The sequence below is a fragment of the Planomonospora antibiotica genome (genome assembly GCF_014647955.1).
In the GTDB taxonomy this organism is placed as follows: domain Bacteria; phylum Actinomycetota; class Actinomycetes; order Streptosporangiales; family Streptosporangiaceae; genus Planomonospora; species Planomonospora parontospora.
This window is the reverse complement of the sequence record NZ_BMQE01000086.1, coordinates 1-12,001: the sequence shown is the minus strand read 5'-3', so window position 1 is coordinate 12,001 and position 12,001 is coordinate 1. Positions and strand designations below refer to the sequence as shown.

Annotated in this window: 4 protein-coding genes; all 4 read left to right on the top strand. The window is 74.3% G+C overall.

From position 1 onward, the window contains the following. The first annotated feature begins 22 nt into the window (after positions 1-22). The gene (locus IEZ06_RS34670) at positions 23-2,464 is read left to right on the top strand and encodes a type I polyketide synthase (protein ID WP_505853148.1); all 2,442 of its coding nucleotides are present in this window, start codon (positions 23-25) and stop codon (positions 2,462-2,464) included. A 21-nt stretch (positions 2,465-2,485) separates the two neighbouring features. Beyond that, positions 2,486-3,409, top strand: coding sequence for a proline iminopeptidase-family hydrolase (locus IEZ06_RS34665; protein WP_229799107.1), 924 nt, complete (start codon positions 2,486-2,488; stop codon positions 3,407-3,409). A gap of 18 nt (positions 3,410-3,427) precedes the next feature. Continuing rightward, on the top strand, positions 3,428-4,276 hold the full coding sequence (locus IEZ06_RS34660) for a mycofactocin-coupled SDR family oxidoreductase (protein ID WP_189240898.1): 849 nt from the start codon (positions 3,428-3,430) through the stop codon (positions 4,274-4,276). Between the two features lie 126 nt (positions 4,277-4,402). Further along, positions 4,403-12,001 (top strand): type I polyketide synthase (locus tag IEZ06_RS34655; protein ID WP_189240897.1); only part of this gene is annotated, 7,599 nt, incomplete at its 3' end.

The window sequence follows — 12,001 nt, the reverse complement described above, 5'->3', positions numbered from 1 at the left end:
GTGCCCGGTGCCCGAGACGGACATGCCTGAGACGGAGATGTCCGGGGCGGATGTTCCCGGGATGGTGCGGTCGGTTACCGCCGAGGTGCTGGGGGTGGTGCAGGCGTGGCTGGCCGAGGAGCGGTTCGCCTCGTCGCGGCTGGTGGTGGTGACGCGGGGCGCGGTGGCGGTCGGAGCAGAGGACGTCGATGTGCGGCTGGCTCCGGTGTGGGGTCTGCTGCGGGCGGTCAGGGCGGAGAACCCCGGCCGGTTCGTGCTGGTCGACACCGATGACGCGACCGGGTCGGCCGAGGCGCTGGGTGCCGTGATCGGCTCGGGTGAGCCGGAGGTGGTGATCCGGGGTGGTGAGTTGCGGGTGGCGCGCCTGGCCCGGGTGCCGGTCGACGGCCGTGCGCCGCAGGAGAGCGGTCCGGTGGTCGCGCGGACCGGGCGGGAAGACGCGGATGCTCACGGGATGGTGCCGGGTGCGGACGGGTCCGCTCCGGTGTGGGATGCGGACGGCACGGTGTTGGTGACCGGTGGCACGGGTGGTCTGGGTGCGCTGGTGGCGCGGCACCTGGTGACCGAGCACGGGGTGCGGCATCTGGTGCTGACCAGTCGGCGGGGGCTGGAGGCGCCGGGTGCGGTGGAGCTGGCCGCCGAGTTGGAGGCGTTGGGTGCGCGGGTGACGGTGGCGGCGTGTGACGTGGCCGACCGGCAGGCGCTGGCGGGGCTGCTGGCGGGTGTTCCGGCGGCGCATCCGCTGCGGGGTGTGGTGCATGCGGCCGGGGTGCTGGACGACGGGGTCGTGGGGTCGCTGACGCCGGAGCGGATCGATGCGGTGTTGCGGCCGAAGGCGGATGCGGCGTGGTATCTGCACGAGCTGACGGCGGAGCTGGACCTGTCGGCGTTCGTGTTGTTCTCGTCGCTGGCCGGGACGCTGGGCAATGCGGGTCAGGGCAATTACGCGGCGGCGAACGCGTTCCTGGACGGGCTGGCGGCGTATCGGCGGGCGCGGGGGTTGGCAGGGCAGTCGCTGGCGTGGGGTCTGTGGGCCGGTGGCGGGATGGGTGCCGGGCTGGAGGCGGCGCAGGTGCGGCGGATGGCGGGGATGGGGATGGGGGCGCTGGCGCCGGAGCAGGGTTTGGCGTTGCTGGATGCGGCGGCGGGGGCGGACGCGGCGGCGGTGGTGGCGGTGCGGCTGGATGTGCGGGTGCTGGCGGGGGCGGGGGCGGGGTTGCCGTCGGTGTTCGCGGGGTTGGTGCCGGTGGTGCGGCGGCGTGCGGGTGCCGGTGGGGGTGGTGGTGCGGGCGGGTTGGGTCGTCGGCTGGCCGGGTTGGGGGCGCGGGAACGCGAAGCGGCCCTTCTGGAACTCGTGCTGGAACACGCGGCGCGCCTGCTCGGTCACGAGGGTTCCGGTGACGTCGATCCCGAGCGGGACTTCCTGGAGGCGGGCTTCGACTCCGTCGGAGCGCTGGAGCTGCGCAACGCCCTCAACGAGGCCACCGGACTGCGCCTGCCCCCGATGGTCGTCTTCTCGAACAAGACCCCCGCCGATCTGGCCGGGTTCGTCGCCGCGGAGTTCACCGCGCACCTCTCCCGAGCCGAGGTCGAGACCGGGACCGGGAGTCCGGCGCCGCCGGCTCCGGTGCCGGACACCGTGAGCGACATCTTCCGCGGAGCCGTCATGGCGGGCCGGCTGGAGGAGGGGTTCGAGGTGCTCACCGCGATCGCGAGGGTCCGCCCGTCCTTCTCCTCGGCGGCGGATCTGGAACGGATCCCGGCGCCGGTGAAGCTGGCCGACGGTCCGGGCCGCCCCCGCCTCCTCTGCCTCAGCACCCCGATGGCGACGGGTGGGGTGTACCAGCACGCGCGGCTGGCCTCGCACTTCCGCGGCGTCCGCCAGGTGTCGGCGATCCCCCTGTCCGGGTTCCTCCCCGGGGAGCCGCTCCCCGTCTCGATCGACGCCGCCGTCGAGGTCCTCGCCGAGAGCGTGCTCCTGGCGGCCGAGGGGGAGCCGTTCGTGCTGGTCGGCTACTCGGCGGGAGGCATCTTCGCCGCCGCGACCGCCCACCGGCTCGAGACCGTCGCAGGTGCCCGGCCCGACGGGGTGGTCCTGCTCGACACCTACGAGAGCGACGGCGGAGGCCGGGCGGGCCTGGCCAAGGAGCTGGTCTTCGGGATGCTCGAGATGGAGCAGGCGTTCGGCGGGTTCGACAGCGCCAGGCTCTCCACGATGGGCCGGTACGGCGAGCTGCTCGTCGACATGCCGCCCGCGCGGATCGAGGCGCCGGTGCTGTTCGTCCAGTGCCAGGAGTCGTTCGCCGGGACCGGCGAGGGGCTGGAGGACTGGCGGGCCGCCCCCTGGGACCCGGCCCACACGCTCAGGACGGTGCCCGCAGACCACTTCAGCATTCTGGAGAACCGGGCGGCGGAGACCGCCCGCGTCATCGAGGACTGGCTCGGATCGACGCCGAGGCCATGACAGGAACATGACAGGAATGAGGTGAGCGCAGTGCCCCTGCCTCCCAGCTCCAAAGGGTGCGTGCCGTTCGGCGAGCACGCCACGTGGTACCGCGTCACCGGGGAACCCCGTTCCGGGCGGCCGGCGGTCGTGGTGGTGCACGGAGGCCCCGGCAGCACCCACGACTACCTGCTGAACATCGCGGCCCTGTCCGAGGAGGGCTGGCCCGTCGTCCACTACGACCAGATCGGCAACGGAGGGTCCAGCCACCTCCCCGAGCGGGGGGAGGACTTCTGGACGCCGGAGCTGTTCCTCGACGAACTGGACAACCTCCTGCACCGGCTGGACGTGGCCGACGACTACGTGCTGCTCGGCCAGTCGTGGGGCGGCATGCTCGCCGCCAGGCACGCGGCGGGCCGCCCGCCGGGCCTCCGCGGGCTGATCATCGCCAACTCCCCCGCCTCCTACCCGCTCTGGCTGAGCGAGATGAAGGTGCTGCGGGACCGGCTCCCCAAGGGGGTCGACGAGACGCTCCGCCGCCACGAGGCGGCCGGGACCACCGCCAGCGACGAGTACTTCGCGGCGATGCGCGTCTTCTACGAACGGCACGTCTGCCGGCTGACCCCGTGGCCGCGTGACTACCTCGCCTCGTTCTACGAGGTCTACAACGATCCGACGGTCTACTACACCATGAACGGGCCGAGCGAGTTCCACGTCATCGGGACGCTGCGCGACTGGTCGGTCGTGGACTGCGTCGCGGACATCGCCGTCCCGACCCTGCTGATCTCCGGCAGGCACGACGAGGCGACCCCGGCGACCGTCCAGCCGTTCCAGGACCTGATCCCGGACGTGCGCTGGGAGATCTTCGAAGAGTCGAGCCACATGCCGCACCTGGAGGAGCCGGAGCGTTTCCGCCGGGTCGTGGGCGACTACCTCACGAACCTCATCCGATCACCGAAACCCTGACAACAGATGGAGTGCTCCATGGGACGAGTACAGGACAAAGTCGTCGTCATCACCGGTGCGGCCCGAGGGCAGGGACGCAGCCACGCCGTACGGCTGGCGGAGGAGGGCGCGGACATCATCGCGATCGACCTCTGCCGGGACATCGGCTCGGTGGGTTACGCGATGGCCGGAGGCGAGGACACCGAGGAGACCGTACGGCTGGTGGAGAAGACCGGCCGGAGGATAGTGACCAAGCAGGCGGACGTCCGCGACCGGGCGGCGCTGCAGGCGGCCATCGACGAGGGGGTCGCCGAGCTGGGCCGCCTCGACGTGGTGATCGCCAACGCGGGCATCTGCCCGACCGGCGCCGACCGGCCGATCGGCGCGTTCACCGAGACCATCGACGTGAACCTGAGCGGCACCTTCAACACCGTGCACGCGGCGCTGCCGCACCTGGGGGAAGGCGGGTCCATCGTCATCGTCGGCTCCATCGCCGCCTTCATCACCGAGCACGGCGCGGCCGGCCCGATGGGGCCCGGCGGCATGGGGTACGCCTACTCGAAGCACGCGCTGAAGCACTACGTCAACTGGCTGGCGCCGCTCCTGGCGCCCTCCATGCAGCGTGTCAACGCGGTGCACCCGGCCTACGTCAACACCGCCATGATCCAGAACGAGGACACCTACCGGCTCTTCCGCCCGGACCTGGAGAACCCCACCCGGGAGGACGCCGAGCCGGCCTTCCCGATGGTGCAGGCGATGCCGATCCCCTACGTGGAGCCGGTCGACGTGTCGCACGCCATCACCTACCTGGCCTCGGACGAGTCCCGGTACGTCACCGGCCAGCACCTGAAGGTGGACGGCGGTGCGGTGGTCAAACAGGGCAGGTGAGCGGGGTCGGTTCTGGGGCCCTTAGGGGTGTGGCCGAGGGATGATCCGGAATAGCGTTCAGACGAGTGTTATGGGCGACGGTGGGTGGTCTCTGCCTTTATAGGCAGTAATGACTGGAGTGGTCTTATGAGTGAGTCTGGACGCTCGGCCGACAGCCGGGACCGGGTTTCGGCTGAAGCGGTGGAGAACGGTTCCGCCCTGGCGAGCAGGCTGGCGGCGCTGCCGCCCGCGGCGCAGGTGCGCGCCCTGCGGGAACTGGTGTCCGAGCACACACTCGCGGCGTTGCGAGAGGTGTCGGAGAACTCGGAGAGCACGACCACCAGGGTGGACGCCGATCTCGCCTTCCGCGAACTCGGCATGGACTCCCTCGCGCTGGTCGGTCTGCACGACCGGCTCCGCGCGGCCACGGGTCTGCCCCTGCCGCCCACCGTCGCCTTCGACCACCCCACCCCGGCGCTGCTCGCCGGGTACCTGCGGGCCGAGCTGCTCGGCCTGCGGGAGGAGGCCGCGACCCCGGAAGGGGTCGCGGCCTTCGACGACGAGCCGCTGGCCATCGTCGGCATCGGCTGCCGCTTCCCGGGCGGGATCGGATCGGCCGAGGACCTCTGGGAGCTGGTCGCCGGGGACGGGACCGTCCTCGGCGACTTCCCGGACGACCGGGACTGGGACCTGGAGCGGCTCTTCGGCGGAGACCCGGAGGCCTCCGGCACGACGTACGTCGGAAAGGGCGGGTTCCTGTCCACGGCGACGGAGTTCGACGCGGAGTTCTTCGGCATCTCGCCCCGCGAGGCGCTCGGCATGGACCCGCAGCAGCGGCTGCTCCTGGAGACCACCTGGGAGGCCCTGGAGCGGACGGGCATCGACCCGCTCTCGCTGAAGGGCAGCGGCACCGCCGTCTTCGTCGGCGCCGAGGTGCACGACTACGGCATCAGGGTCCACGAGGCCCCCGACGGGCTCGACGGATACCTGATGACGGGCAACGTGCCCAGCGTCACCTCCGGGCGCATCGCCTACGTGCTGGGCCTGGAGGGCCCGGCCGTCACCATCGACACCGCCTGCTCCGGCTCGCTGGTCGCCCTTCACCTGGCCGCCCAGGCGCTGCGCAGGGGGGAGTGCTCCCTCGCCCTGGCCGGCGGGGTGACCGTCATGAGCAGTCCCGGCGTGTTCACCGCGTTCAGCCGCCAGCGCGGCCTGGCCCCCGACGGTCGCATCAAGGCGTTCGCCGCCGGGGCCGACGGCACGGGTTTCTCCGAGGGCGCCGGCGTCTTCGTGGTCGAGCGGCTCTCGGACGCGCGCCGCAACGGCCGCACCGTCCTGGCGCTGATCCGCGGTTCCGCGATCAACCAGGACGGCGCGAGCAACGGCCTGACCGCGCCCAGCGGAGCGTCCCAGCGGAAGCTCATCCGCCAGGCCCTCGCCGCCGCGGGGCTGGGGGCCGGAGACGTGGACGCGGTGGAGGCGCACGGCACGGGCACGACGCTCGGCGACCCGATCGAGGCGCAGGCGCTGCTGGCGACCTACGGCCAGGACCGGCCGGAGGACCGGCCGCTCTGGCTCGGGTCGGTCAAGTCCAACCTCGGGCACACCCAGGCGGCGGCCGGCGCCGCCGGCCTGATCAAGATGATCATGGCGATGCGGCACCGCGTGCTGCCCAGGACCCTGCACGTGGACGCGCCCTCGCCCAACGTCGACTGGTCGGCGGGAGAGGTACGGCTGCTCACCGAGGCCCGTCCCTGGGAGGATCTCGGCCGTCCCCGCCGCGCGGGGGTGTCGGCCTTCGGCATCAGCGGCACCAACGCCCACGTCATCATCGAGGAACCGGAGCTCCGGCCGGAGCCGGACGCCGCGGCCGGACCGGAGCCCGCGGCCGGACCGGAGCCGGTGGCCGGTCCGGAAGACCGGACCGGAGCCGCGCCGGAGCCGGCCGGCGTCCCGGTGCTGGTCTCGGGCGGCACCGAGCAGGCGCTGCGCGCCCAGGCCGAGCGGCTGCTGGCCGCCGTCGAGGCGCGGCCCGGGACGCGGCTCCACGACCTCGGATACTCCCTCGCCACCACCCGGGCCTCCCTGTGGCACCGCGCCGCCGTCGTCGCGGACGACCGGGCGGGACTCCTGCGCGGCCTGAGGGCGGTCGCCGGAGGCGAGGAGGCCCCCGGCGTGCTGCGGGGCACCGCGGACGGCGGCGCGCTCGCCTTCCTGTTCACCGGGCAGGGCAGCCAGCGGCTCGCGATGGGGCGGGAGCTGTACGCGGCCTTCCCCGCCTTCGCCGCGGCCCTGGACCAGGCGGCCGGCCACCTCGACCTGCAGCTCGACCTCCCCCTGTACGACGTGCTCTTCGCCGCCCCCGGCTCGGCCGAGGCCGCCCTCCTGGACCAGACGATGTACGCGCAGGCGGCCCTGTTCGCCGTGGAGGTGGCGCTGTTCCGGCTGCTCGAATCATGGGGGCTGGAGCCCGCGTTCCTCGCCGGGCACTCGGTGGGCGAACTGGCCGCCGCCCACGTGGCGGGCGTGATGCCGCTGGAGGACGCGGCCATGCTGGCGGCCGCGCGCGGCCGGCTGATGCAGGAACTGCCCCGCGGCGGCGCGATGGTCGCCCTGCAGGCGTCGGAGGAGGAGACGCTGCCGCTGCTGACCGGCGGAGTGGGCATCGCGGCGGTCAACGGCCCGGCCTCCGTGGTGATCTCCGGCCGGGAGGACGAGGTCCTCGCGGTGGCCGCGGCGCTGCCGGAACGCAGGCGGACCCGGCTCCGGGTCTCCCACGCGTTCCACTCGCCGCTCATGGAGCCGATGCTGGCGGAGTTCCGGCGGATCGCCCAGGTGGTGCGCTACTCCGCGCCGCGGATCCCGATCGTCTCGACCGTGACGGGCGAACCGGCCGGTCCCGAGCTGTGCTCGGCCGAGTACTGGGTGCGCCACGTGTGCGCCTCGGTCCGCTTCCACGACGCGGTCCGGTGGCTGGCCGGCCAGGGCGTCACGACCTTCCTCGAACTGGGACCGGACGGCGTGCTGTCGGCGATGGGCCAGGACTGCCTGGCGGACCGGTCCGAGGCCGCGTTCGCCCCGCTGCTCCACCGGGACCGGCCGGAGACCGGGCAGGTCCGCACCGCGGTGGCGCTGGCCCACACCCGCGGCACCGCGCCGGACTGGCAGGCGTTCTTCGCCGGATCCGGCGCCCGGCGGATCGAGCTGCCCACCTACGCCTTCCAGCGCAGGCGGTACTGGCTGAGTTCCGCCGCGGCCGCGAGCGACGCCCCGGCGCTGGGCCAGGTGGCGGCGCGGCACCCCCTGCTCGGCGCGGTCGTCGCCCTGCCCGACTCCGGCGGGGCGGTGCTCACCGGCAGGGTCTCGACCCGGTCGCAGCCCTGGCTGGCCGACCACGTCATCTCGGGCGTCGTCCTGCTGCCCGGCACCGCGTACGTGGAGCTCGCCGCCCGCGCGGGCGACGAGGTCGGCTGCGACCTGCTGGAGGAGCTGACGCTCCAGGCGCCGCTGGCCATCGACGGCGCGGCCGGCGCGGCCGGCACGGCCGGCGCCGCGCTGCAGGTGGTCGTCGGAGCGGCGGACGAGGACGGGCGCAGACCGATCGAGTTCTACTCCCGCCCCGACAACCTGCCCGACGACGCGCCGTGGACCCGGCACGCCACCGGCGTCCTGGCCCGGCGCGCCGCCCCGGCCCCCGGCGCCGGGTCGTTCGGCATGTCGGAGTGGCCGCCCCCCGGAGCGCGGCCCGTCGACACGGCGGGACTGTACGCGGCCATGGCCGGACAGGGCTACGGCTACGGGCCGGCCTTCCAGGCGCTGCGCGCCGTCTGGCGGCGGGGCGGCGAAGTCTTCGCCGAGGTCTCGCTCCCCGAGGAGAACAGGGCGGAGGCGGCGTCCTTCGCACTGCATCCCGCACTGCTCGACGCGGTGCTGCACGCGATGGACTTCGCGGAGGACGAGCCCGTCTCCGAGCTGCTGCGCCTCCCGTTCGCGTGGAGCGACGTGGCGCTCCACGCACAGGGCGCGCCGTCCGTGCGCGCCCGCATCGTCGCCACCGGCAGGGGAGAGGCGTCGATCGCCATCGCCGACGCCACCGGGGCGCCGGTGGCGTCGATCGGCTCCTTCGTGGTCCGCGAGGTGTCCGGCGACGACCTGCGCGCCGCCGGCCGGGACCGCCACGACTCGCCCTTCCACCTCCGGTGGACCCGCCTGGCGGCCGGGACCGCCCCGGCGCCCGTCGTCCCCCTCTCCCTGGAGGAGGTCGCCGGCGCGGAGCGGGTACCCGGGACGGTGCTCCTCGAGCTCGCCGTACCCGAGGGAGACCCCCTGGCGGGCGCCCGTTCGGCCACGGCCCACGCGCTCACCGCCGTCCAGGCATGGCTGGCCGACGAGCGGTTCGCCGACTCCCGCCTGGTGGTGGTGACCCGCGGCGCGGTGGCCCTGCCCGGTGAGGACGTGGACCTGCGGACGGCTCCCGTGTGGGGTCTGGTGCGGTCCGCGCAGGCGGAGAACCCCGGCCGGTTCGTGCTGGTCGACACCGACGGCTCCGAGGAGTCCCGGGGCGCGCTGGCCGCCGCCGTCGCCTCGGACGAACCGGAGGCGGCGCTGCGCGGCGGCGAGGTCCTCGTGCCCCGCCTGATCCTCGTGCCCGCTCCCGAGACGGAGCCGGACCCGGTCTGGGACGCGGACGGCACGGTGCTGGTCACCGGCGGCACGGGCGGCCTGGGCGCGCTGGTGGCGCGGCACCTGGTGGCCGAGCACGGGGTGCGGCACCTGCTGCTGGCCAGCCGGCGGGGTCCGGACGCGCCCGGCGCGGCCGGGTTGTGCGCGGAGCTGGAGGCGCTGGGCGCGCGGGTGACGGCGGTGGCCTGCGACGTCGGCGACCGCGGCGCGCTCGCCCGGCTCCTGGCGGACATCCCCGCCGGCCACCCGCTGCGCGGCGTCGTGCACACCGCGGGCGTCGTGGACGACGGCGTCATCGCGTCGCTGACCCCGGAGCGGATCGACACCGTGTTCCGGCCGAAGGCGGACGCGGCCTGGCACCTGCACGAGCTGACGGCGGAGCTGGACCTGACGGCGTTCGTGCTGTACTCGTCCACCGCCACGATCCTCGACGGGGCGGGACAGGGGAACTACGCGGCGGCCAACGTCTTCCTCGACGCGCTGGCCGCGCACCGCGCCGCCCGCGGGCAGGCGGCCACCTCGGTGGCGTGGGGCCTGTGGACCGGTGACGGCGGCATGGGGGACCGGCTCGACGAGACCGCGCTGCGGCGCGTGGAGAGGCTCGGCCTGGAACTGCTGTCCTCCGCGGAGAACCTGACCCTCCTGGACCGGGCCGTCCGCAGCGGTGAACCGGCGGTGGTGCCGGTGCGGGTGGACCTGCGGGCGCTCGCCGCCCGGCCGGACGGGGTCCCCGCGCTGCTGCGGGACCTGGTGCGGACCCCCGCCCGCCGTACGGCCGCCGCAGGCCCGGCCCCGGTCGGGTCGTCCCTCGCCCAGCGGCTCGACCGGCTGGGCGAGGCCGAGCGGGACGAGGCGCTGATCGAGCTCGTCAGCACCCAGGCCGCCGCCGTGCTCGGCTACGACGGAGCCGCCTCCGTCGTCCCCACCAGGGCGTTCAAGGACATCGGTTTCGACTCCCTCGCCGCGGTCGAGCTGCGCAACAGGCTCAACGCCGCCACCGGCCTCCGGTTGAGCGCGACACTGACCTTCGACTACCCGACGCCCGCCGCGCTGGCCGGGCACATCCGCACGAAGATCCTCGACACGCCGGCCCGCGCCGCCGCCCTCCCGGCCGGCACGGTCCCGGTCCCGGTCGACGAGCCCGTCGCGATCGTCGGCATGGCCTGCCGCTACCCGGGCGACGTGGCCTCCCCCGACGCGCTGTGGCGCCTCGTCGCCGAGGGCGCCGACGTGGTCTCGCCGTTCCCGTCGGACCGGGGCTGGGCCCCCGACCTGTACGACCCCGAGCCGGGCAGGCCGGGCAGGAGCTCCGCCCGCGAGGGCGGGTTCCTGCACGACGCGGCCGACTTCGACGCCGACTTCTTCGGGATCAGCCCGCGTGAGGCCCAGGCCATGGACCCCCAGCAGCGGCTGCTGCTGGAGACCGCGTGGGAGACGTTCGAGCGGGCCGGCATCGATCCCACCTCGATGAAGGGCAGCGACACCGGAGTCTTCGCCGGAGTGATGTACCACGACTGGGGCCTGCGGCTGGGCACGCTCCCCGAGGAGATCGCCGCCTACCACGGCAACGGCAGCCTGGCCAGCGTGGTCTCCGGCCGCGTCGCCTACGCCCTGGGGCTGGAGGGCCCCGCGGTGACCGTGGACACGGCGTGCTCGTCGTCGCTGGTCGCCCTCCACTGGGCGGTCCAGGCCCTGCGCCGGGGAGAGTGCGGGCTGGCGCTGGCCGGCGGGGTGACCGTCATGTCGACCCCTGACACGTTCGTGGACATGAGCCGGCAGGGCGGTCTGGCCCCCGACGGCCGGTGCAAGTCGTTCGGCGCGGGCGCGGACGGCACCGGCTGGGGCGAGGGCGTGGGCATGCTGCTGCTGGAGCGGCTGTCGGACGCGCGCCGCAACGGCCACCGGGTGCTGGCGGTGGTACGGGGCTCGGCGGTCAACTCCGACGGCGCCTCCAACGGGCTGACCGCGCCGAACGGTCCGTCGCAGCAGCGGGTGATCCGGCAGGCCCTGGCCGGAGCGGGCCTGTCCCCACAGGACGTGGACGCGGTGGAGGCGCACGGTACGGGCACGACGCTCGGCGACCCGATCGAGGCGCAGGCGGTGATCGCCGCCTACGGTCAGGACCGGCCGGAGGGCCGGCCGCTCTGGCTGGGCTCGATCAAGTCGAACATGGGTCACACGCAGGCGGCGGCGGGGGTGGCCGGTGTGATCAAGATGGTGCAGGCGATGCGGCACGACCTGCTGCCGAAGACGCTGCACGCCGAGGAGCCGTCGCCGAACGTGGACTGGTCGGCGGGGCGGGTGGAGCTGCTGACCGAGGCGCGGGAGTGGAAGCGGAACGGTCATCCGCGCCGGGCGGGCGTGTCGTCGTTCGGCATCAGCGGCACCAACGCGCATGTGATCATCGAGGAGGCGCCGCCGGCTGAGCCCGGGGAGCGTGCGCAGCACGGGGAGCCCGGGGAGCCCGGGGAGGACGCCTCCGCCCGGCAGACGTCTCAGACGCCGGACGACCGGCGGAGCCGGGACCGCGTACCCGTGACGAGTGGTCCCGCGCTGGTGCCCTGGGTGCTGTCGGGCAGGAGCGTCGAAGCGCTCCACGCCCAGGCCGGGAGGCTGAGGGCGTATCTGGACGTGCTGCCGGAGGCGGATGTCGCCGCGGCGGGACGGGCACTGGTGACGACGCGGGCGGTGCTGGAGCACCGGGCGGTGGTGGTGGGCTCCGACCGCGCCGGGCTGGCGCGCGGGCTGGCGGCGCTGGCCGCGGGGGGCGAGTCGGCCGAGGTGGCGACCGGTTCGGTGCGTGCGGGCCGGACAGGGTTTCTGTTCTCGGGTCAGGGGGCGCAGCGGGCGGGGATGGGCCGGGAGTTGTATGCGGCGTTCCCGGTGTTCGCGGATGCGTTGGACGCGGTGTGCGCGGTGGCGGACGTCGAGCTGGGGCGGTCGTTGCGGGAGCTGATGTTCGCCGAGGACCAGGACCAGGGCCAGGGCGAGAACGCGGACCAGGGTGGGGGCGCGGCGGAGGTGCTGGGGCGGACGGAGTTCGCTCAGGTGGCGTTGGTGGCG

Coding starts and splice junctions, on each gene's coding strand:
- IEZ06_RS34670 (WP_505853148.1), top strand. CDS start 23: ATGCCTGAGACGGAGATGTCCGGGGCGGATGTTCCCGGGATGGTGCGG.
- IEZ06_RS34660 (WP_189240898.1), top strand. CDS start 3,428: ATGGGACGAGTACAGGACAAAGTCGTCGTCATCACCGGTGCGGCCCGA.